20 protein-coding genes are annotated in these 21946 nt (G+C 69.7%); 13 read left to right on the forward strand and 7 right to left on the reverse strand.

Features of this window, described 5'->3' with window-relative positions; all coding sequences use genetic code 11:
* Window positions 1-387 precede the first annotated feature (387 nt).
* Window positions 388-1644 (reverse strand): aspartate aminotransferase family protein, encoded by a 1257-nt coding sequence (locus H4281_RS37910; RefSeq protein ID WP_182895664.1) that lies wholly within the window; start codon window positions 1642-1644, stop codon window positions 388-390.
* Between the two features lie 87 nt (window positions 1645-1731).
* On the opposite strand from H4281_RS37910, the gene H4281_RS37915 reads away from it, so the two are divergent.
* Window positions 1732-2697, forward strand: coding sequence for a LysR family transcriptional regulator (locus H4281_RS37915; RefSeq protein ID WP_182895665.1), 966 nt, complete (start codon window positions 1732-1734; stop codon window positions 2695-2697).
* On the opposite strand, the gene H4281_RS37920 is transcribed toward H4281_RS37915, so the two are convergent.
* Window positions 2631-3584, reverse strand: coding sequence for an NAD(P)H-dependent flavin oxidoreductase (locus H4281_RS37920; RefSeq protein ID WP_182895666.1), 954 nt, complete (start codon window positions 3582-3584; stop codon window positions 2631-2633). The genes H4281_RS37915 and H4281_RS37920 overlap by 67 nt on opposite strands.
* Before the next feature lie 47 nt (window positions 3585-3631).
* Between H4281_RS37920 and H4281_RS37925 the strand changes: the two genes are divergently transcribed.
* The gene (locus H4281_RS37925; RefSeq protein ID WP_182895667.1) at window positions 3632-3970 is read left to right on the forward strand and encodes a winged helix-turn-helix transcriptional regulator; all 339 of its coding nucleotides are present in this window, start codon (window positions 3632-3634) and stop codon (window positions 3968-3970) included.
* Window positions 3971-4004: 34 nt separating this feature from the next.
* On the opposite strand, the gene H4281_RS37930 is transcribed toward H4281_RS37925, so the two are convergent.
* Window positions 4005-4772 carry a hypothetical protein gene (locus H4281_RS37930; RefSeq protein ID WP_182895668.1) on the reverse strand — a complete coding sequence of 256 codons (768 nt, stop codon included), beginning with the start codon at window positions 4770-4772 and terminating at the stop codon, window positions 4005-4007.
* A 3-nt stretch (window positions 4773-4775) separates the two neighbouring features.
* Window positions 4776-5345, reverse strand: a complete 570-nt coding sequence (locus H4281_RS37935) for a papain-like cysteine protease family protein (RefSeq protein ID WP_446680398.1) — start codon at window positions 5343-5345, stop codon at window positions 4776-4778.
* A 398-nt stretch (window positions 5346-5743) separates the two neighbouring features.
* Between H4281_RS37935 and rlmN the strand changes: the two genes are divergently transcribed.
* The 4 genes from rlmN (at window position 5744) to H4281_RS37955 (ending at window position 10974) form a co-directional block, all read left to right on the forward strand.
* Window positions 5744-6850 carry a dual-specificity RNA methyltransferase RlmN gene (gene rlmN, locus H4281_RS37940; protein ID WP_182895670.1) on the forward strand — a complete coding sequence of 369 codons (1107 nt, stop codon included), beginning with the start codon at window positions 5744-5746 and terminating at the stop codon, window positions 6848-6850.
* Window positions 6851-6880: 30 nt separating this feature from the next.
* Window positions 6881-7156 (forward strand): hypothetical protein, encoded by a 276-nt coding sequence (locus tag H4281_RS37945; protein WP_312872254.1) that lies wholly within the window; start codon window positions 6881-6883, stop codon window positions 7154-7156.
* 833 nt (window positions 7157-7989) lie between these two features.
* The gene (locus H4281_RS37950) at window positions 7990-9513 is read left to right on the forward strand and encodes a flavin monoamine oxidase family protein (RefSeq protein WP_182895671.1); all 1524 of its coding nucleotides are present in this window, start codon (window positions 7990-7992) and stop codon (window positions 9511-9513) included.
* A gap of 117 nt (window positions 9514-9630) precedes the next feature.
* Window positions 9631-10974: an MFS transporter gene (locus H4281_RS37955; protein ID WP_182895672.1), complete on the forward strand. Its 1344-nt coding sequence runs from the start codon at window positions 9631-9633 to the stop codon at window positions 10972-10974.
* Between the two features lie 59 nt (window positions 10975-11033).
* Here H4281_RS37955 and H4281_RS37960 read toward each other — a convergent pair whose 3' ends face one another.
* Together H4281_RS37960 and H4281_RS37965 are read right to left on the reverse strand one after the other, a co-directional pair.
* The gene (locus H4281_RS37960; RefSeq protein ID WP_182895673.1) at window positions 11034-12221 is read right to left on the reverse strand and encodes a saccharopine dehydrogenase family protein; all 1188 of its coding nucleotides are present in this window, start codon (window positions 12219-12221) and stop codon (window positions 11034-11036) included.
* Between the two features lie 42 nt (window positions 12222-12263).
* Window positions 12264-12656 (reverse strand): acyl-CoA thioesterase, encoded by a 393-nt coding sequence (locus tag H4281_RS37965; protein WP_182895674.1) that lies wholly within the window; start codon window positions 12654-12656, stop codon window positions 12264-12266.
* Window positions 12657-12824: 168 nt separating this feature from the next.
* Between H4281_RS37965 and H4281_RS37970 the strand changes: the two genes are divergently transcribed.
* Genes H4281_RS37970 through H4281_RS37985 form a run of 4 tightly spaced genes read left to right on the forward strand, consistent with a single transcriptional unit; the run spans window position 12825 to window position 17469 of the window.
* Window positions 12825-14327 (forward strand): AMP-binding protein, encoded by a 1503-nt coding sequence (locus H4281_RS37970; protein ID WP_182895675.1) that lies wholly within the window; start codon window positions 12825-12827, stop codon window positions 14325-14327.
* On the forward strand, window positions 14324-15880 hold the full coding sequence (locus H4281_RS37975) for an acyl-CoA carboxylase subunit beta (protein ID WP_182895676.1): 1557 nt from the start codon (window positions 14324-14326) through the stop codon (window positions 15878-15880). The genes H4281_RS37970 and H4281_RS37975 overlap by 4 nt, the downstream gene beginning before the upstream one ends.
* Window positions 15877-16092, forward strand: coding sequence for a biotin/lipoyl-binding carrier protein (locus H4281_RS37980; protein WP_182895677.1), 216 nt, complete (start codon window positions 15877-15879; stop codon window positions 16090-16092). Before H4281_RS37975 ends, H4281_RS37980 begins: the two co-directional genes overlap by 4 nt.
* Window positions 16093-16095: 3 nt before the next feature.
* Window positions 16096-17469, forward strand: coding sequence for an acetyl-CoA carboxylase biotin carboxylase subunit (locus tag H4281_RS37985; RefSeq protein ID WP_182895678.1), 1374 nt, complete (start codon window positions 16096-16098; stop codon window positions 17467-17469).
* Window positions 17470-17655: 186 nt separating this feature from the next.
* On the opposite strand, the gene H4281_RS37990 is transcribed toward H4281_RS37985, so the two are convergent.
* Entirely contained in the window at window positions 17656-18285 is a 630-nt protein-coding gene (locus H4281_RS37990; RefSeq protein WP_182895679.1) for a TetR/AcrR family transcriptional regulator, read from the reverse strand.
* Window positions 18286-18341: 56 nt separating this feature from the next.
* On the opposite strand from H4281_RS37990, the gene H4281_RS37995 reads away from it, so the two are divergent.
* From H4281_RS37995 to H4281_RS38005, 3 genes are read left to right on the forward strand one after another with little or no spacing between them, the layout of a single operon-like run.
* Window positions 18342-19979, forward strand: coding sequence for a GMC family oxidoreductase (locus H4281_RS37995; RefSeq protein ID WP_182895680.1), 1638 nt, complete (start codon window positions 18342-18344; stop codon window positions 19977-19979).
* Window positions 19976-20407 carry a hypothetical protein gene (locus tag H4281_RS38000; RefSeq protein ID WP_182895681.1) on the forward strand — a complete coding sequence of 144 codons (432 nt, stop codon included), beginning with the start codon at window positions 19976-19978 and terminating at the stop codon, window positions 20405-20407. The genes H4281_RS37995 and H4281_RS38000 overlap by 4 nt, the downstream gene beginning before the upstream one ends.
* 1 nt (window position 20408) lies before the next feature.
* Entirely contained in the window at window positions 20409-21899 is a 1491-nt protein-coding gene (locus tag H4281_RS38005; protein ID WP_182895682.1) for an aldehyde dehydrogenase family protein, read from the forward strand.
* Window positions 21900-21946 lie beyond the last annotated feature (47 nt).

The raw sequence follows: 21946 nt of genomic DNA on the forward strand, positions 1-21946 counted from the left end.
GAACCGGGACGAGTAGGGGGAACCGGACTCCGGGTGCCGCACTGTCCCTGCTCAGACCGAACTCCTGGGGGAATCGATGCGCCGGACGGCAAGACCGGCGCCCCGCTCGCGAGCACCGACCCGTGCAGCCTGCTGAAGCCCTCTGACGTGCCCGAACTCAGCCAGAAGAGCGGCGCCGCGGCCAAGACCGTCGGCCGCTGGTGCCAAGGCAGCGGATCCGGCGTCATCATCTCCGAGGTCGATCTCAAAGGCTGCTTCGGCATGTTCAAGAACCCGTCGGTCAAGCCGATCCCCGACATCGCCGGTACCCGGCGGGCACGATCGAGAACACCGACCCGGGGGCCAGGACCTGCGCAGTCGTCCTCGCGGGCCGCATTCCGCGCTGAGCTACGAGACGTCCCCGATCGCCTCGTCCAGAATGGACAGTCCGAGGTCGATCTCGCTGCCGGAGGCGGTCAGCGGCGGCGCGATCCGGAACACCCCGCCCATGCCGGGCAGTTGCACGATGTTCATGTGCAGCCCGAGTTCGAGGCACCGCTGCGTCACGCGCGCGCCGAGTTTGTCCGTGTCCGGGCCGCCGCCGCTCAGTTCCAGTCCGGCGAGCAGTCCCCGGCCGCGGATCTCGCCGACCGCCTCGTGCCGCGTCGCGATTTCGTCCAGTCCGGTGCGCAGCCGGGCGCCGAGGTCGCGGGCGCGTTCGTCGAGGCGGTCGCGGATCAGCACGTCCAGCACGGTGTTCCCGACCGCGGCGGGAAGCGGGTCAGAGACGTGCGTGGTGAAGAACAGGTACCCGCGTTCGTGGGCTTCCTGCTCGATTTCCGCGCTCGTCAGCACGGCGGCGAGCGGCAGTCCGGCACCGAGCGTTTTGGACACCGTGAGGATGTCCGGTACCACGCCGTCGTGCTCGAAGGCGTACCAGGTTCCGGTGCGGCACAACCCGGTCTGTGCTTCGTCGAGGATCAGCAGCATGCCGCGTTCCCGGCATTTCCGTTGCAGGGCCTGGAAATAGCCCGGCGGGGGCACGAGGATTCCGCCGGAGCTGAGGATCGGCTCCACCAGGCACGCGGCGAGGCTGCCGACCGACTGCGCGTCGATCAGGTCGAATGCGAGATCCAGCTGGTGTTCCCAGTCCGCGCCGGGCACCGGGATGGCGAAGTTGCCGGGTGCGCCGGGGCCGTAGCCCTTGCGGCCCGCGCTGTAGGTGGCGCTCGCCGCGGCCTGCGTCATCCCGTGCCAGGACCGGGCGAACGAGACGATCTCGTGCTTGCCCGTCACCAGCTTGGCCATCCGCAGCGCGGCCTCGTTGGACTCGGCGCCGGTGGTGAGCAGCAGCGCTTTTTCCAGCGGGTCCGGCAGCGTTTCGGCGAGCCGCCGCGCGAGGTCGACCACGGGACGGCTCAGCATCCCGCTGAACAGATGGTCGAGCTTCGCGGCCTGTTTCCGGACGGTCTCGACGATTTCCGGATGCGCGTGCCCGAGGATCGCGCTCATCTGCCCGGACGTGAAGTCGAGGATCCGCCGCCCGTCCTCGGTGAAGACGAAACTGCCCTCGGCGCGGTCGATGATCTCGCCGGTGAACGAGCCGGGGCCGGCGTAGCGGACGAGGTGCCGGTCGACGTCGGACCAGAAGGTGTCGGTGGCCATGGCTTCGACGGTAAGGCCGGGCCGAGCGCCGCGTCCATCTCACAGTTTCCGCTTGCCTGTGCGATGGCATCGAACAACGATGGGGGCATGCTGAACCCCTGGCGGCTGCGGCTGCTGAGCCGGCTCGCGGTGCTGGGCACGGTGCGCGCGGTGGCGCAGGACGTGAATCTCAGCGCTTCCACGGTGTCGCATCAGCTCGCGTTGCTGGAGACCGAAACCCGCACCCGGCTGCTGGAACGCACCGGTCGCCGCGTCCGGCTGACTCCGGCCGGGGAGAAACTGGCCCGGCAGGCACGCGCGATCCTCGATCATCTCGACGCGGTCGAGGCCGAACTGCGCGGCGGCGAACCGGCCGGGCTCGTGCGGATCGGCGCGTTCCAGAGCGCGATCCACACCTTCGCCGTACCCGCCGCGACCCGTCTCGCGCAGACCTATCCGCGGCTGGAAACCGAACTGGCGGAACGGGAACCGCACGAGAGCGTCCCGGCGCTGCGGGCGGGCGACAGCGACGTCGTCATCACCACGACCGACTTCGCCGACCTGCCGCTCGGCCCCGACCTCGAGATCATCCGGCTGGCGACCGACCCGATCGTGCTGGTCACCGCGCTCGACCGGCCGGAGCCGCCCGGGCCCGCGGTGCTCGCGGACTACGCGGGCGAACCGTGGGCGCTCGACATTCCCCCGTCCTACATGGCGAATCTGACGCTGCGGCTTTGCCGCGAATCGGGATTCGAACCGCGCGTGGTGTGCCGGTTCAGCAACTACCTGATGACGTTGCAGCACGTCGAAGCCGGGCTGTCGATCGCGTTGCTGCCCGGGCTGGCGGTGGACCCGCGGTACCGGGTCGCGACGAAAGCGCTGGCAACGCCGGTGACGCGCACGATCGTCGCGGTCACCCGGTGCGGATCGCCGCGGCGCGCGGCGGTGAACGCGGTGCTCGACGCGCTGCGGCAGCCGGTCGAGCTTCCGGCGGACGTGGAGCAGGCTCAGCCGACGAGGTCCGCGACGATTTCGGCTGCTGGAGCGATGTTTCGGAGCAACCCCGCGGATTGACCGGCGTAGTGCGCCAAAGCTTCGAGGTCTCCGGTCATCCCCGGCACCGGGATCATGTCGTCGTAGCGATGCCACGGATTCCCGGCCGCGTCCGTTGCCACGACGTCGCCTTCGCCAGGGCGTTCCGCGCGTGGTTCGCCCGCTGCTTCCCATCGCGTCAGTGTCGAATTGCGCAGGGCGCGGTGCGGCGCATCGGGCCAACCGCCGTCGAAACAGCGGGTGTGGACGGCGTCCTCGAGGTCCGCGGCGAGGACGGCTTCGCGGTAGGAATCGTGGGTCGCTGCTTCGGTCGCGGTCAGGAAACGGGTGCCCAGCCAGCCGCCTTGCGCGCCGAGAGCGAGCACCGCGGCGAGCCCGCGGCGGTCGGCGATTCCGCCTGCGGCGAGCACGGGAATCGGAGCGACCGCATCCACGACGGCGGGCACCAGCACGAGCGTCGACGCCTGGCCGCGGACGTGTCCGCCCGCTTCCCAGCCTTGCGCGACCACGACGTCGACGCCTGCCTCCGCCGCTTGTCGCGCTTCGGCGACCGAGCCCGCGGTGTGGATCAGCTGCGCGTCCTTGACGCGTGCGGCGACCTTGGCGGGGTCGCCCCAGAACGTCGAGACGATCGGGACTTCCTCGGCGAGGCAGGCGTCGAGCACGTCGTCGATCGGGAAGTCGAGCACGAGGTTGACCGCGAACGGACGGTCGGTGCGGCGGCGCACCTCGCGGATCCGGCGGACTGCCTCGTCCGGGTCGGTCCAGGTGAGCGCGAGCGTCCCCAGACCGCCCGCGTTCGAGACCGCGGCGGCGAGCGCCGGGGTCGCCGCGGAGCCGATCGGGGCCTGCGCGACGGGCACGTCGATGCCGAGCGCGGTGCAGACCTGCTTCGGAAATCGAATCATGGCGGCCGATGTTAGTGTTTCGAAAATCGAAGCACAAGGAGGCGCGGATGGCGACGCCGAAGCCGGGACAGCCGGTCCGGGGCTCCACGACCGGCCGTCCGCTGATGGCCGCGCTCGACCTCTTCGGGCGGCGGTGGTGCCTGCGGATCGTGTGGGAACTACAGGTCGGCACCCTCGGGTTTCGTGCATTGCAGCAACGGTGCGACGGGATGTCTTCGAGTGTCCTGCGGCAACGCTTGGTCGAACTCGGCGAGGCCGGCTTGGTGCACCAGACCGACGAATCGCACTACGCGTTGACGACGCTGGGCCGCGAGGCGTTCGACGCGCTGCGGCCGCTCGTGTCGTGGGCGGATCGATGGGCCGCGTCTCTCGACCGCGGCCAGTGATCGGCGGCAGGGGCAGACCCCTGCCGCCGAGGGATCACTTGCTGTGCTGGGAGCGGCGGCGCAGGAGGAACGCGCCGCCCGCGGCAGCCGCGGCCGCCCCGCCGATGGCGAGTGCGGTGGCCGGGCTTCCGTCCCCGTCGGTGTTCGGGACCGCGACTGCGTAGCCGCCGCCCGCGCCGGTCTTGTCGTAGGTCGAGCCGGGCAGCTTGTCGCCGTAGCGTTTCTGCAGTTCGGCCCGGTAGGCCGCCAAGGTGACGCGGGTGCCCGCCGGCACGCCGGAGACCGCGCCGTCCAGGACGGTCACGGTGTCGCCGTTGACCGAGTACCACGCGTTGACCTGCGGTTCGTGCAGCAGGTAGCCGCCGTGCGCGGCCGCCGCGTGGGCCTGTTCGTCGTTGCCGGACGCGACGTTGATGACCTGCCACCCGGCCTTGCTCGGCTGTGCCCACACGGTCGCGACGCGGCCGTCGGCGAGGTGGGCCGGGGACGCGACGTAGGCCAGGGCGGCCGGCACGTCGGATTCGCCGTTGATGAAGGCTGCGGTCGGTTCGTAGACCGGGATCTGCGTGCTCGCGTCAGCCGCGGCGCGGGTGGCGTGCGCGGCCGCGGGAGCCGCACCGGGGAACTTCGTGTGCGCGAGGCGGGAGGCGGTGTCCGGGCTGGCGAGCAGGCCGGAGATCGCGGCGGTGTCCGAGGCGGACGGCCCGGTCGGCGACTGCGCGGCCGACGCCGGGTTCGCGGCGAACACGGCAGCGGCGATGGCTCCCGATGCGACGGTGGTGCGGAGGATGGTTCGCAGCATGAGTCAGCCCACCATTCCGTAGACGGTGTGGGTCCAGGCGAATTGGTTGTTGGAGACGTAGGTGCTGTAGTTCATCGAGTTGTAGCGGTTGTTCGAGGGCCACGGGTCGCCGTATTCGACGATGCTGCGGCCGTTGGAGTCGTCGTAGCCGTAGAGGACGTGCATGTGGCCGCCGCCGGACGTCCAGCCGATCCGGGTGCCGATGGGCTGCCCGGCGTCGATCTGGTTCTTGATGCCGGAGAAGGAGAGCCGGTAGCCGTTGGAATTGTAGGTGCCGACGCTGCGGAACCCGAGGTAGCGGAAAACTCTTTGCTGATCGCTGAGATAGCCCTGGTTGTTCGCGCAGTCGCTGCCGGACTCGTTGTGCGCGATCTGGCAGAACCGGGTCTGGGTCAGGGAATAGCCCCAGAACGCGGCGATGGTGTTGCCGCTGGCGTCCCAGCACCACTGGTCTTTCTGCTGGGCCTGCATGGAGATGTTCGTTTCGCCCGCGTCCGCGGCGGCGGGAACGGCGAGCGCGGCGGCCGCGGCGGTCGCGACCGCCGCTATTGCGCGCAGAATCGAAGAACGCACTTTCACGGGATCCTCCAACGGGGAAGCCCGGCCGGCCCGGGGAATTCCCGGGCCGGTGGGGAAGGGGGAGATGCGCCGGGAACGCTACGCGCGCGAAGTTTGCGGCGACTACCGACTAACGGCGGTATTCCGCCGCCGAAGTGCCGCGGCGGATGTTTCTACGCCGGTCGATTATTTGTGCGCCCGGCGTCGACTATAAGGGAATTCACTCCGGAAAGCAGCAGGCAATCCGACTTTCGTAGGGTGTTTTTCCGTTGAAACGCGCCCGTCCTTCGTCGCCCGCCGTTCCGGCGACCCGCCCGCCGGATCGCGCCGATGCCTGCCGCTGACCCGGTTCGCCCGCCCGCTCCCGAGGGGGAGGAGCGGCGGGTTCGCGCGTATGAGACACTTGATCGGTCATGACTGCCCTCCCTCTTGTTTTCGACGCGCCCAAGCGCGGCCTGCCGCCGCGCCATCTCGCCGACCTCACGGTGGCCGAGCGAGCCGAGGCCGTCGTCGAACTGGGGGAGAAGGCGTTCCGCGCCAAGCAGCTGTCGAACCACTACTTTTCGCGGCTCACCGTCGACCCGGCGGAAATGACCGACATCCCGGCCGCCTCGCGCGAGAAGCTCGTCGCCGACCTGATGCCGCCGCTGCTCACCGAGGTGCGCGCACTGGCCGCGGACGGCGGCGCGACCCGCAAGACCCTGTGGCGCGCGCACGACGGGACGCTGCTGGAAAGCGTCCTCATGCGCTACCCGGACCGCGCGACGCTGTGCATCTCCAGCCAGGCCGGCTGCGGCATGGCGTGCCCGTTCTGCGCGACCGGCCAGGGCGGTCTCGACCGCAACCTCTCGACCGCGGAGATCGTGGACCAGGTCCGCGACGCCGCCGCGGTCATGCGCGACGGCTCCATGCCCGGCGGCCCGGGCCGGCTGTCGAACATCGTCTTCATGGGCATGGGCGAACCGCTGGCGAACTACAAGCGTGTGGTGGCCGCGGTGCGTCGGATCACTGATCCGGCTCCGGGCGGACTCGGCATCGGTCAGCGTTCGGTGACGGTGTCGACGGTGGGTTTGGCTCCGGCGATCCGGAAGCTGGCGGACGAGAAGATGCAGGTCCGGCTGGCGGTGTCATTGCATACGCCGGACGATGAGCTGCGGGACACTCTGGTGCCGGTGAACAACCGGTGGTCGGTGGACGAGGTGCTGTCCGCAGCCCGGTATTACGCGGACACTTCTGGTCGTAGGGTGTCGATCGAGTACGCGTTGATCCGGGACATCAATGACCAGCCGTGGCGAGCGGAGTTGCTGGCGAAGCGGCTGCGGAAGCATTTGGGCCAGTTGGTGCATGTGAATGTGATTCCGTTGAATCCGACGCCGGGTTCGAAGTGGGATGCGTCGCCGAAGCCGGTGGAGCGGGAGTTTGTCCGCCTGGTGAACGCTGGCGGTGTTGCGTGCACGGTGCGGGATACGCGTGGCCAGGATATTGCGGCGGCGTGTGGCCAGTTGGCTGCTGAAGGCTGAGTTGTTGGTTTCGATGATGGAGTGTTTGTCGTGATGTATGCCCCCAGCCTGTTGGAGCCGGCTGCGGAGGAGCTGCGGCTCGCCGATGTGGTGGGTCGTGGCGCTACTGAGGTGGCGCGCGAGGCGCGGACTCTGTTGGGTGAGCGGTTCAGTTCGGTGACGTTCATGTACGTGCTGATGCGGGCGTTCGAGGTGGACTACACGGCGGCGCGGGATGCTTCGCGGTGGCACGAGTTTCACGGGGGTCCGCGGGCGTTGTCGGATGCTGATCTGGAGAAGTTGCTCGCTCCCTGGCTCGCCCGCTGACCACTCCGCATGCGTGCGGCTGACCGACGAAGGCTGGACGTACGAGACGCGTGACTGCGCCGCTCCGGCCGTCCCGCAGCGCGCGAGTGTCTTCGTCGCGTACGCCCGCAATCTCAGCGACCGGGGTGCCGCAATGTGCTGCTGACTGGCCAGCAGTTGTCGGCACGAGAAGTGCTTTTCACCGCGTCTGGCGAAATGCCGCCGGTGTAGACCTCGCGGACGACCTGAGTATGCGGTTCCACGGCACGTTCATCGGAGTCGATTGTTTGGGGCTCGAACCCAGGGCTGCGGATTAAAGTTGAGTTTCGGTAAATTCGAAATTGTTTCTAACTGTATCAATTATGCAGGTCGAGCGCGGTTTTGGGGATGCGCGAATGACCATTGATGACGTTCTGTACCGGGCTCTGCGTCGGCTCCGGAGCACATTCCGGGCACATCGCCGGGTCGGGGGTTCTGTGTAGCTGGGGCAGCCGGAGATGTTGCGGAATGTTGCTGGCAGCCCCTTGTGCCGGGGTTCAACGCTGGTCGGCTGTGTCGGTGCGATGGCGGACCGTCTGCCCGAGCCGCGGCTTGTTCCTGGGGCTGACCGTGTGGCCGGTGCTCATACGACGCCGAGGTTTCGGCGGCCCTGGCTGCTTCTGCTCCCGGCCGCAGTGACTATCAGAGCGCGCCGAATCGATCACGCGGATGGCCGGTGCCCGTTCTGCCCGGCGGTGTCTGGTTGCCCGACGGCCCTGGTGAACAGTGCACCACCGCCGAGCCGCAGCCGGTGGGTGTTGCCGTAGTGCCGGGGTGACCCCGGTCACGACAGTGAACGGCGACAGAAGGTCTGGGTGCAGAGCGAGGAATTCATGGAACGCGAGAACGCTACGGTCGACGTCATCGTGGTCGGGGCCGGTCTGTCCGGGCTCGTTGCGGCGCGTCGTCTCAGCCAGGCGGGCGTCACGTCCCTTCGAGTGCTCGAAGCTCGTGACCGGGTCGGCGGGCGCACCAAGGTCCACCAGCTCGGGAACGGGCGGTTCGCCGAGGAAGGCGGACAGCTGGTCGGGCCTGAGTACACGAGGCTCATCGCGCTGGGAGAAGAACTCGGCGTGCCGACTTGGCCGCACAACGAGCGCGGCAAAGCGGTGTTCGAGCGCCGCGGTCGCGTGCTCAAGTTCGACGGATCGATGCCGTGGATCGCCGACCCGCTCGGATCAGCGGACTTCGCGCAGTCCCTGGTCCGGCTGGGCCGGCTGTGCAAACGCGCTCCCCGCGCCGACGCGCTGGCGACGCCAGAGGCAGAGAAGCTGGACGCGCTCACTTTCGAGTCCTGGGTCCGGCGCAGCACCAAGACGGCGACAGCGCGCACGCTCTGGGCGATCATCGGCGCGTTGACGCTGGGATCGCGTCCGGGCGACCTGTCCTTGCTGTTCGTCGTCCGTCACTTGAACCTGATCGGCGGGGTGGAGACGCTTCTCGCGTCGTTGTCCGGCGGCGCCGAGCGTTCGTTCGCCGGCGGGTCGGCCGAGCTGAGCCACCGGATGGCCGCGGACCTCGGCGACCGGGTCGCCTTGGGTTCCCCGATCCTGGCGATCCGCCAGCACGACGACGGGGTCGAGGTCGACACGCCGGCCGGCACGCATCGCGCACGCCGCGTAGTCCTCGCGATGAGCCCTCCGGACCGGGCCGGCATCCAGATCGATCCGCAGTTGCCGCTTCCCCAGCGGACCATCGGCGAGCGGATGTCGATGGCGCACGCCTACAAGGTCCATGTGACCTATCCGGAACCGTTCTGGCGTCGTCAGGGACTGAGCGGCGCGAGCATGAGCGATGCCGGACCGTTGATGCTGACCTGGGACGACACTCCGCCGGAGGAACGGCAGGGTGCACTCGTCGGCTTCGCGCGCGCCGATGGCGGGATCAGCGCGGATCTGCCCGATCCCATGCCTGGCGACCCCGAGCAGCGTCGCGAGGCAGTCCTCGCCGGCCTGGCCCGTGCTTTCGGCGACCAGGCGCTGCGCCCCGACGAGTACCACGAGATGAACTGGACCGAGGAGCGCTGGACGTCCGGCTGCATCCCGATCTGGTCGCCCGGGCTGCTCACCACCTGCGGGCCGGGCTACGCCGCACCGGCCGGGCGGTTGCACTTCGCCGGTTCGGAGGCGTCTCCGGCGTGGCCCGGCTCGATGGAGGGCGCGGTCGTCGCAGGGGAACGGGCGGCGGCTGACATCGCTGCCCTGATCGACGCGGAGGGAGCCGATCGGCAGGCCTCCGGGAAGCAGCCAGGCGGTGCGCAGCCTCGCCAACCACGCGAGAACGCGGCCCGCTCGCACCGCCGAGCGCAGGAAGTGCGTGCGGCTCGGTCCGACAACTGACTACGGGAGAAACGGATGACAGACCTCAACGATGCGGTCGGAATGCCGGCGAGAATCGGCACCGGAAGGGAGCCGGCCCGCTGGTTGCTCATTGCCGTGGCGGGATTCCTCGGGACCGTGACAAATGCGATCGCGTTCATGCTGCCGCCCTTGCTGCCGGACATGCAGGAGCAGTATCACCTCAGCGTCGCGTCCGGGGCCTGGGTTTTCACCGCGATGACGCTGGCCTCCGGCGCGGGTTTCGTGCTGATCCCGCGCCTGTCGGATTTGCGCGGGGACCGCACGACGGCGCTGGCTTCGGGTGTCGTGATGACTGTCGGCGCGCTGGTCGCCGCGGTCGGCCATGCCTACCCGGCGTTGGTCGCCGGGGCAGCGCTGATGGGCTTGGGCAGCGGTTCGATGCTGCTCCCGCTTGTTTTCCTGCGGCGGCTGCTGCCGGGGAGCGCGATCGGCGTCGCGGTGCGCGTGTCCATCATCGCGAGCGGAATCGGCGTGGTCCTGGGTTTGACCGGCGGCGGAGTGCTGGTCAAGTACTTCTCCGTCGACACCTTCTTCTACGCGATGGCGGCGGTGCTGGCGCTGACGACTGTTGCGCTCGTGGCTGTCCTCCCGGCGGAACGGGCGACGTCCCGCGGCCGCATGGGGGTGCTCGGAACTGCGTGGATGATCGGGTGGCTCGGCCTGGTTCTCCTCGCCCTCTCGCAGGGCACGGTCTGGACCGGGAGCCTGCCCTACATTCTGCTGGCGGCGGGCGTCGTCGCCGGTGTGGTCTGGGCAGTGGCGGAACGCCGGTCCTCGACGTCGGTCTTCGACGTCGGCCTGCTGAAGAAGCCTTACGTTTCCGCCTCGTGCCTGTCGGTCGGGCTTTTCGGCGCGACGGACGGCGCGTTGCTGCTGCTGGTGACCTACTACACGCAAACCCCGGCCGCGGCGGGATACGGGCTCGGATACGACGCGTTGAAATCGAGCCTGTTGATGTTGCCGTTCGCGTTGTCGATGTTCGCCAGCGGGGCCGCTGCCGAGAAGTTCGTCGCGAAGGGACGGCCCGGAGTGGTTCTCGTGTTCGGCGGTCTCGTGTCGGCGGCGGGTTTCCTGTGGCTCGCTGTGGCGCACGGCCAGCCGTGGCACTACCTCGTCGGTTCCGCGATCATCGGGCTCGGCAGCCGGGCCGGATACAGCGGCGGGTTCGCGGTCCCGCAGTACGCCGTCCCGGAGGACAAGGCGGGAATGGCCTCTGGTATGGGAGGCACCGCGATGGCCATCGGGTTCGCATTCGGTTCGGCGGTGATCTCCGCCGTGCTCGGTTCCGGCACCGACGCCGCGACCGGTTTGCCGAAGGAATCCCTCTACACCACCGGCTATGTGGCAGCCGTCGGGATGTCGCTGGTGGTTCTTCTTGCCACGGGCGTGTCGCGGCTGCGCCATCCGCGCGGGATCGAGATGCGCCCCGCGGCGGCCTGAACGCCGTGACAGTGTTCGAAGGAGGTGCACCTCGGCCCGGCCGAGGTGCACCTCCTTGCTTACCTGGCGGTGATTTCCTCGACGACGACCTCGACGACGTCGGCAGGGCGTTCGTTTCCGGGTGCCTGGCGCGCGTGCTGAGCCAGGTCTGCGAAGAACGTGCGGGCGTCGAGGACCTCCGGCCCGTGGACGCCTGGTCGGCCGCCCTGGCCTCGCGCTGTCATGAGCGTCGCCACGGCCAGCGGAATGCCGGTCATCGTGCCCATGCTGTCGTCGGGGACGACGAGGGGGCGGGCGCCGACGCGGATTCGCTTGCCGTCCTTCGTTCCCTCCGCGACGGCGAAGAGCACCGGCAGCGACGGCGCGGGACCCGCGGCGGAGCCCATCGTGCCCGGCTCGAGAACCAGGGCTCGGCTCGCTGCCGCCACGTCGAGTTCGCCGGAGCGGACCCGGTTCGCCGTGCGGATCACCGCCTCCATCAACCGCGGCCTGGACGTCATGAGATTGAGGGATTCCCTTACGCCGCTTCGGGAGCGGGGGAGGGTCAGTGGTTCGGGATGGCCGCACACCCAGACCGTCGCTTCGCCCCGTCCCGGATAGCTGAGCGTGCGCTCCTCGAGCGGCTGGGTGTCGGCGAGACCGCCGTCGCGCCACGCTTTGATCGTCGCGGTGCAGTTGTGCAACCAGTGTTCGACCGCCGCGGACGACCGCACACTGTCGTCGACTTCGGCGCGCTGGAAACCCGATGCACGCCAAGAGGTGTAGACGGTTTCCACCGCGTCGCACTCGTTCATCGCCAGCACGCCGAGCAGGTTGCTGATGCCGGGACTCGCGCCGACCCCGATCACCGCGGTGACGCCGGCTTCCCGCGCGGCGGCATCGAGACCGAGCATCTCGAGCGTCGGCTCGAAGTCGTCGCAGATGTCGAGGTAGTGCGTTCCGGCGGCGATCGCGGCGCGCAGGACGAGCGGGCCGAACCGGTAGAACGGCCCCGTCGTGTTGAGCACGATGTCGATGCCGGACAGTGCGCTGGCGAGCGCGGCCGCGTCGGAGATGTCCAGCGCGAGCGGCTTCGCCCGCGGGCCGAGCACATCCGCGAGTGCGGTGGCAGCCGCCTCGTTCCGGTCGGCGACAAGTACTTCGGCGATCTCCTCGGCACCGGCCAGGACACGACAGGCGTGCGCGCCCATCTCGCCCGCGCCGCCCGTGACGAGGACACGTTTTCCAGTGCGGCGTTCAGCAGCCATAGTGATGTTCAACCTCCTGTTTGGACAGCGGGAATCCGGTGCTCATGCGGTGATGTCCGCGCTGAGGGCGTCGCGTTCGCCCGCGGTGAGCGGCCGCGGACGGCGCGTCTCGAGGTTCCAGGCCACGAGCGTCGCATCGGAGCGGTTGCACACGGCGCCTTCGGCATCGCACAGCAGTTCCGCGAGATCGAAGCTCGAGCGGCCCACCCGTACCGGCCGGAGCGCGACCTTGAGCGGGCCGTCCGCCTCGAGGACCTCCTTGAGGTACTGCATCCGTTGCGCGGCAACCACATAGGCCGGTGCGCGGGTTCGCCACCGGTCGCGCAGGTAGTCCACCCGCGCCTGCTCGAACGCCTTCGGGTAGACGGCCGCGGTCAGGTGTCCGAGGTAGTCGAAGTCGGACGACCACGGGTGCACTGTCGTCGTCCAGGTCATGGCGGGCTCCCAGTCATCGCGACCTCCACGGGGGTTGACAGCGGATGGACGAGAACTGTTCTATATCAAACGTCTGAAATAATAAACCCCGAGGACCGAAGGGATCTCTTCGTGAACGACGTCAGCAGGTCCAGGTCCCGTCCGCGGGCGGCCGGTCGCGTGAGCCCCGTGGACGACCTGCTGCGCGCGGTCGCCCGGGACGCGGGCCGCCCGCTGCTCCGCACGCGCGGCCAGGTTGTCTCCACCGGGGAGCTGGCGGAGCGGGCGCGTCGCGTGGCGGCGGCGCTGCGCGGCCGCGGGGTGTCCGCAGGGGACCGCGTCGCGCTGGTGAGCGGAAATTCGATCGACCGGGTCGCGTGGATGTTCGGCATCTGGTGGCTCGGCGCGGTCGAGGTGTCGGTCAACGTCGAACTCCGCGGCCCGATGCTGGCGCACGTCCTGGCCGACTCGGATCCATGCCTGATCGCCTGCCAGGACGAATGCCTGGGGCCGGTGCGCGAGGCGGCGTCCGGCGACGTCCTGCCGATGAGCGAGCTGACCGCGGATCCGGTCGGCCCGGCTGAGCGGGACGAACTCGATGCGGCGCAACGAAGTTTCGGCCCCGGCGACCTCGCGACCATCCTCTACACGTCAGGAACGACGGGGCCGGCCAAAGGCGTGATGCTCCCGCGTGCGTACTTCTCGAATCTCGCCGAGATCTGGGCCGACCGGCTCCGTCTCGACGCCGACGACGTTGGGTACTTCCCGTTGCCGTTCTTCCACGTCGACGGGCACGTCAAGCTCGCCGCGTGCGTGCAGTCGGGCGGCTCGATGGCCTTCCGCGAACGGTTTTCCGCCAGTGAGTACTTCGCCGATGTCCGCGAGTTCGGGGCGACGTGGGCCGCGGGGGTGGGAGCGATGCTGTCGATCCTGGCGCAGGGGGAGCTGCCCGAACCGGGGTCGCACCGGCTGAGCAGGATGATCGGGGCGCCGATTCCGCGGATCGCCTACGAGACGTTCGAGGACCGGCTCGGCATCCCCGTCCTGACCCTGTTCGGCCAGACCGAATGCGACGGCATCGCGATGGACAGTGTCGAGCAGCGCCGCCGCGGCGCGGCGGGACATCCGCACGACGCGATCGAGGTGCGGGTGGTGGACGAGAACGACCGCCCGCTGCCCGCGGGCGAAACAGGCGAGATCGTCTACCGCCCGCGCCGTCCGCACCTCACGGCCCTCGGCTACTGGCGCCGACCCGAGGCGACGGTCGAGGCCTGGCGCAATCTGTGGTTCCACACCGGTGATTCCGGCCATCTCGACGCCGACGGCTTCCTCTGCTTCGACGGCCGGCGGACGGACAGCTTCCGCCGTCGCGGCGAGAACATCTCGGTCTGGGAGCTGGAGCACAGCCTGAACACGGCTGACGGAGTCCGGGAGTGCGTCGCCATCGCGGTGCGCGACGAGCACGGCGGCGAGGACGAGATCAAAGTCTTCGTGGTCCCGGACGGCGACGGCCTGGTGCCCGACGAGTTCGTGGCGCACTGCCGCAAGGTGCTTCCCCGGTTCGCGATGCCGAGATACCTGACGGTCACCGACGGCTCCGAGTTCGTGCGCAGCGCCGGGACCGGCGTGGTCCAGAAACATCTGCTCTCCCGCGACATCACGTCGCCCGACGTCATGGAGGTGCCGCGATGAGCACACCCGGCGGATTCAGCTGGGCGGACGCCCTGGACGCATTCGAGGTCCGCCGCGCGCAGGCCCGCAAGCTCGGCGGCGAGCGGCGGGTGGCCCGGCAGAAGGACCAGGGCCGGTACACGATCCGCGAACGCATCGCCGCGATCTCCGAGAGCTTCAGCGAGATCGGCGAATTCGCGGTCTTCGAGGAGCGCGACGCACTCGGCAACCGGCTCGGGACGCTGCCGTCGAGCTACGTGTGCGGACTGGCCAAAGTGGACGGTCGGCCGGTCGCGCTCGGCGGGGAGGACTTCACCGTGCGCGCGGGCGCCCCGCAGAGTTACCTCGACCGGATGAAGGGCGGGATGGGCGGCTTCGTCGAGGATCTCGCCCACGAGTACAAGATCCCGCTCCTGATGTTCGTGGAGGGCATCGGCGGGGACGTCGCGGCCCAGGAGGACAAAGGGCACACCTATCTCACCAGTTCCGTGAGCTGGACGCGTTCCTTCGAGCTTCTCGGCGAGGTCCCGGTCCTCACGATGGTGAGCGGAGCCGCGGTCGGCGGCAGCGCGGCGCGGGCGGTGGCCAGCCACTTTTCGGTGATGACCAAGGATTCCGTGCTCTTCGCCGGCGGCCCGCCGCTCGTGCGGCGCGCGCTGGGCATCGACATCGACAAGCACGAGCTGGGCGGCGGTCCCGTCGCGACCGCGAGCGGCGCGGTCGACAACCTGGCGCGGGACGAGGACGACGCGATCGCCCAGCTGCGGGCGGTGCTGAGCTATCTGCCGCAGAATGTCTGGCAGCTCCCGGAACGCACGTCCTGCGACGATCCGGTCGACCGCCGCGCACCGGAACTGCTCGAGATCATCCCGGAGAACCGGCGGCAGGCCTACCGCGCGGCCAAGGTGATCAACGCCGTCGTCGACCGGGACTCGTTCTTCGAGATCGGCCCCCGATGGGGCAAGAGCCTGGTCACCGGTCTCGCCCGGATCGACGGGATGCCGATCGGCGTCCTCGCGAGCAATCCGCAGCACCTCGGCGGCGCGATGGACGCCGCCGCGGCGGAGAAACAGGTGCGGCTGATGAATCTCTGCACCACCTTTCACCTCCCGGTCCTCTACTTCGTCGACGTCCCCGGCTTCATGGTCGGCCCGCAGGCGGAGCGGGCGAACGTCATGCGCTGGGGAGTGCGCGCGATCCAGTCGGTGGTCGAGGCGACGGTCCCCATCGTCACCGTGCAAGTGCGCAAGGCCTACGGACTCGCCGTCTCCGCGACCTCGAACCCGGACCGGCTCGGGCTGCGCCTGGCGTGGCCGAGCGGCGAATGGGGCGACCTTCCGATCGAAGGCGGAGTGGAAGCCGCCTATCGGCGCGAAATCGAGGCGGCGGACGACCCCGCCGCGATGCGGGCACAGATCGAGGACCGCATGCGCTCGCTCGTCGATCCGTGGCGGACCGTCGAAGCGTTCGGAGTGGAGCACATGATCGACCCGCGCGAGACCCGCGAGGTCGTGGCCTCGTTCCTCGAAGCCAGCCAAGGCGCGCTCGCCGTGCAGACAAGGAAGAAACCATGAACGAAATCGTCGCCGACTGTGCGGCTGCAGTGTGGAAAATCGTTGTGACGACCGGAGACCAGGTCAGCGAGGGGGACGTGCTGCTCGTCCTCGAGTCGATGAAGATGGAGATCCCGGTCGAGGCCGAGGACGACGGCGTCGTGGCCAAGATCCACGTCGCCGAAGGAGCCGTCGTCTCCGACGGCGACGTGCTCGTGACCCTGGAGGACTGATTCGTGTTCGGCAAAGTCCTCGTCGCGAACCGGGGCGAGATCGCGGTCCGCGTCATGAAAACGTTGCGGCGAATGGGAATCGCCAGCGTCGCCGTCCATTCCGACGTCGACGCGGGCAGCCTGCACGTCCGGACGGCCGACGAAAGCGTGCCGATCGGCGCGGCCCCGGTGGCCGAAAGCTATCTGAGGATCGATCGCATCGTCGAGGCCGCGCTGTCCACCGGGGCCCAGGCGATCCATCCGGGCTACGGCCTGCTGTCGGAGAATCCGGAGTTCGCCCGTGCGTGCGCGGCGGCCGGGCTGGTCTTCATCGGCCCGAGCCCGGATTCGATGGAGATGATGTCGTCGAAAATCCGGGCGCGGGAGACAGTTTCGGCAGCCGGCGTCCCGGTCGTTCCCGGGTGCACCGAACCGGTTCACCCCGGACCGAAAGCGTTCGCGACGGCGGCGGCGATCGGCTACCCCGTCGCCGCCAAGGCCGCGAGCGGCGGTGGCGGGAAGGGGTTTCGCGTGGCCGGCGGTCCCGACGAACTCGCCGCCGCGGTCGAAGGCGCAGCGGGGGAGGGCGAGCGCTTCTTCGGCGACGCCACGGTCTACCTGGAGCGCTATCTCGAAGACCCGCGCCATGTCGAGGTGCAGATCATCGGCGACACGCACGGCAACATGGTCCACCTGTTCGAACGGGACTGTTCGGTCCAGCGGCGGCACCAGAAACTCGTCGAGGAAGCACCCTGCCCGCTGCTGACCGACGCTCAGCGCACCCGGCTGGGCGAGATCGCGGTGCGAGCGGCGCGAGCGGCGGACTACTTCTCGCTCGGCACCGTCGAAGGACTGCTCGCCGGCGACGACTTCTACTTCCTCGAAATGAACACCCGCGTCCAGGTCGAGCACCCGGTCACCGAACTCGTCACCGGCCTCGACCTGGTCGAGGAGCAGATCCGCGTCGCCGCGGGCGAACCGCTCGGCTTCGCCCAGCCCGGCGTGCGGATCACCGGCCACGCGATCGAATGCCGGATCAACGCCGAATCGGCCGCCAAAGGGTTCCGGCCGGGCCCCGGCCGGATCGAGAGGTTCGCCGCACCGTCGGGAGACCGGGTGCGGGTCGACACCGGCGTGGCCGAGGGGGACGCCGTGCCGCCCTACTACGACCCGCTGATCGCCAAGGTGATCACCTGGGGCGAGGACCGCGCCGCCGCCGCGGCGGCGATGCGCAAGGCCCTCGACGAGACCGTCGTCGAGGGTATTCCGACGCTGCTCCCGTTCCATCGCGCGTTGCTGGCGAGCGAGGAGTGGGAGCGGGCGGGCACGTGCCGCGATCTGGTCGCGGACCGGGCGTGGCTGAAGTCCACCGACGACTGGGCGGACCGGCGCGAATGACGGGTGCAATGTGCACCCCCGTGCGTTCGCGGACACCCCAGATGTGTGTGGCGCGCGCCGACGGCCATGTCGAACCATGGGCACCGCGCCGGGCGAGCGGTCCGGCGGACGGAGTTCGGGAGTGCACCCATGACAGGCAACGGAGCCTTCGCCGCCGCCGGACCGCGGCGGCCGGGCGGTCCGGGTTCAGCGCCGCGCCGAGCCCGCGGCGCTCATCGCGAGCGCCGACTCGACCCAGTCCCGGACCGGGGGAGCGACGGTGCGATCGCCGCCGTTCCACAGGTTCGAGCCGAGCACCTCGTAACTGGCGTAGCCGTCGATGACCGCCACGAGGTGGTCGCCGATCTCCCGCGCCCGGGACGTCGGCAGGCCGCGCGAATCCAGCGCCGCGCGCACGTGGTCCTCGACCGTCGAACGCCACGAGGTGAGGTAGTTGAGCATGTCTTCGCCGAGCTTGTCCGGGGAGCTGGCCGCTTCGGCGTAGAAGAACAGCGTGATCCGGGCGAAAGCCACCGACGGCCCGTCGAGCGGCAGGTGCGCGGTGAGGATGCGGACCAGCCGCTCGGCCGGCTCCAGTCCGGTCTCCTCGGCAATGGCCGCCAGCCGCTGTCCGGAGAGCCAGAACGTGTGCCGGAAGGCCAGCCGCAGCAGGTCGTCCCGGCCGCCGACGTAGTGGTTCAGCACGCCGGTTGACCAGCCGCTGCGGTCCGCGACATCGCGCAGGGTGACGGCGCCGACGCCGTCCTCGGCGACGATCGCCAGCACGGCGTCGGCGATCTCGGCACGCCGCTGGCGGTGGTCGACGATCTTCGGCATGCCCGTATTTAAACACAACCGTCTGACTTAAATACCGAGCAAGAGGGAGCGCGCCCATGACCGTGCCTGGCCCGTCTTCGCGAGACGGCGACGTCGACGCGCTGATCATCGGCGCGGGGCCGTCCGGAGCCACCGCCGCGCGGCTGCTGGCCGAGAGCGGGTTCCGCGTGACTGTCCTGGAACAGGGCGACTGGCCTGCCGCCGCCGACTATCCCAGCGACAAGCCCGAACGCGATCTGCTGGTCGCCGGTCCGTGGAATCCGAACCCCAACCACCGCGGCCGGCCGAGCGACTATCCGGTCAACGACTCCGATTCGGACGTCCATCCGCTCATGTTCAACGGGGTCGGCGGCAGCAGCGTCCTGTTCTGGGCGGAGTGGCCGCGGATGATCCCGTCCGACTTCCGGGTGCGCACCCTCGACGGCGTCGCCGACGACTGGCCGCTCACGTATGAGGAACTGGAGCCGTATTACGACGCTGTCGACGAGATGATCGGCGTCTCCGGGCTGGGCGGCAACATCGCCTATCCGCCCGGCTACGTGCCTCCCCAGCCGCCGCTGCCCATCGGCCGCATCGGCCGGATCGCGGCCGAGGGCATGAACAAGCTGGGCATCGGCTGGTGGCCGGGAACGTCGGCGATCCTGTCGAAGGGCGTCGGTTCCCGCGGGCCGTGCGCCCGCTGGGGGACCTGCGGCAGCGGCTGTCCCGAGGGGGCGAAGGCGTCCTTCGACGTCGCGATGTGGCCCGGCGCGCTGGCGGCAGGAGTCAACCTGGTGACCGGGGCGCGGGTCCGCGAGATCACCGTCTCCGGTCAGGGCCTCGCGACCGGTGCCACGTGGATCGACCGCGCGGGAATCGAACAGCACACGGCCGCGCCGGTGGTGATCTTGTGCGCCAACGGGATCGGCACTCCTCGGCTGCTGCAGTTGTCCGCGTCGTCGCGGTTCCCGGACGGGCTCGCGAATTCCTCCGGCTACGTCGGGCGCAACCTGATGATGCACCCGGTGGCGACCGTGCTGGGCGAGTACGAGAAGGACGTCGAGCCCTGGCTGGGTCCGGAGAGCCATCCGATCTGGTCGATGCACTTCGCGGAGACCGATGCCAGCCGGGGCTTTCGCCGCGGGGCCAAGTGGACGGCTGTCGTGCTCCAAGGCCCGGTGGGGCTGCTCCAGCGGTTCGCGGAGCTGCCGCTCGCCGAGCGCAGCGGCACGGCCGGGCATGAACTCGTCGAGCGGCTCTACGGCCGGGCGTTCGAGATTTCGGCGTCCATCGAGGATCTGCCCGCCTTCGACAACCGGGTCGTCCTCGACGCGGACCTCGTCGACAGCGACGGCATTCCGGCGCCGAAGATCCGCTACACGATGTCAGACGAGAGCAAACGCGCGCTCGACTGGCATCTGGACCGGATCACCGAGGTCCACGAAGCGGCCGGGGCCGTCTCCACCAAACGCGTGGACTTCGGGGGCGAGACCGGCTGGCACCTGCTCGGCACCGCCCGGTGCGGCACCGATCCGGCGACCTCGGTGGTCGACGGATACGGGCGGTCGCACGACGTCCCCAACCTTTACGTCTTCGACGGCAGCGTTTTCGTCACGTCGTCCTCGGTCAATCCGACGCCGACGATCACCGCCTTCGCGCTGCGCGCTGCCGAGCACCTCGTCGAAACCGCCGCCGGCCAAAGGATTCCGCTGTGATCGATTTCCCCGACGACCAAGCCCGCGCCGGCGCTGCACGCCTCGCCGACCTGTGGTTTCCCGGCACCGGACGGTCGCCCCGGCTGACCGCCCTGCCTGGCTACGCCGCTCTCGTACACCGCGCGCTCCAGGCCAATCCCGACCTCGCAGCAGCCTTCATCCAAGCCGCCGAGCTGGCCGCCGCGGCCGGCGAACTCTCGGCCGAGGCAGTCGCGGACTGGCCGGCCGAACTCGCCGAAGCGGCCTTCTATTTCCTGGCCAGCACCTACTACATGGCGCCCGAGGCACGCCGCGCGGTCGGCTATCCCGGCCAGGTCCGCAGGCCCTCGGCCGAGGCCACGCCCGACCAGTTGCTCGACGACGACCTGCTCGCCCCCGTGCTGGCGCTCGGCCCGACCTACCTCCCCACCCCGACCGAAGGATCCTGAGATGACCCCCGAGAAGATCCTCGCCGACGCGCAGCGGCGCATCGACGATCTGGCTCCGGCCCTGTACATCGGCGGCGGCTTCGTCCCGAGCACGAGCGCCGAGACGATCGAGGTGACCAATCCCGGCACCGGCGCGCGGCTGGGGGTCGCCGCGAACGGCACCGCGGCCGACGTCGACGCCGCGGTGTCGGCAGCGCGCACCGCACTGCCCGCCTGGGCGCGGACGACGCCCGGAGCCCGCGCCGAGGCGCTGTTCCGCTTCGCTGACGTCGTCGACGAGCACGCCGAACTGCTTGCCGCGCTCGAAGCGCTCAACGTCGGCAAGTCCTATGCGTACGCCACCTACGAGATTCCCCTGATCTCCGACTGCTTCCGCTTCATGGCCGGAGCCGCGCGAACCGCTCAGGCCCCGGCACCCGGCCAGTACGTCGCGGGCCAACTGTCCTATATCCGGCGCGAACCCGTCGGCGTGATCGGCGCGATCACGCCGTGGAACTTCCCGTTGCTCATGGCGGCCTGGAAGATAGCGCCGGCGCTGGCAGCGGGGAACACGATGGTGCTCAAGCCGTCCGTGCTCACCCCGCTCAGCACCCTCGTCCTGGCCGGCCTCGCCACCGGGGTCCTGCCCGACGGCGTGCTCAATGTCGTGACCGGCGCCGGCGCGACTGTCGGCCGTGCGATGAGCCACCACGACGGCATCGACATGATGGCGCTGACCGGCGGCGTCGGTTCGGGCCGGCAGGTCGCGGCGGGCGCCGCGACCACGGTCAAGCGGGTCCATCTCGAACTCGGCGGCAAAGCGCCCGTGGTGGTGTTCCCGGACGCCGACCTCGACCTCCTCGTGCAGACGCTGATCGCCGTCGGCTACGGCAACGCCGGCCAGGACTGCGGCGCCGCGACGAGGGTGATCTGCCACGAGGACGTTCGGGACCGGCTCCTGGAAGCGCTCACCGCGGCCGCCCGGCAGCTGCGCAGCGGGAACGCCGCGGCGGGCGAGGAGTTCGAACTCGGACCGTTGATCAGCGGGGCCCATCGCTCCCGCGTCGCGGCGATGGTGGACCAGGCGCGTCAGGACGGCGCCAGGGTCGTCCTCGGCGGCGAAATGCCCGCAGGCCCCGGCTTCTTCTACCCGGCGACGATCCTCGCCGACGTCGCTCCCGGGACGGAGATGGCGCGCGAGGAGGTGTTCGGCCCGGTGATCTCGGTGGAGACGTTCGCCGCCGAGGCGGAGGCGCTGAGCAAGGCGAACGACGTCGAATACGGTCTCGCGGCATCGGTGTGGACCCGCGACCAGGCCCGCGCGCTCCGGTTCACCGAGGAACTGGCGTTCGGCTCGGTCTGGGTCAACTCGCACCTCAGCTTCGCCAGCGAAATGCCGTGGAACGGCTTCGGGAAATCGGGCTACGGCCGCGACAACTCCGCCTACGCCCTCGACGACTACACGCGCACCAAGCACGTGATGCTCCCGATCGGAACGCCGGACGGCTCCTGACCGCCGGGCCCGGTGCACTCTGCACCAGACCCGTCCCCACGACGCCA

This window comes from Amycolatopsis dendrobii, from assembly GCF_014145675.1.
GTDB classification, from domain to species: Bacteria; Actinomycetota; Actinomycetes; order Mycobacteriales; family Pseudonocardiaceae; genus Amycolatopsis; species Amycolatopsis dendrobii.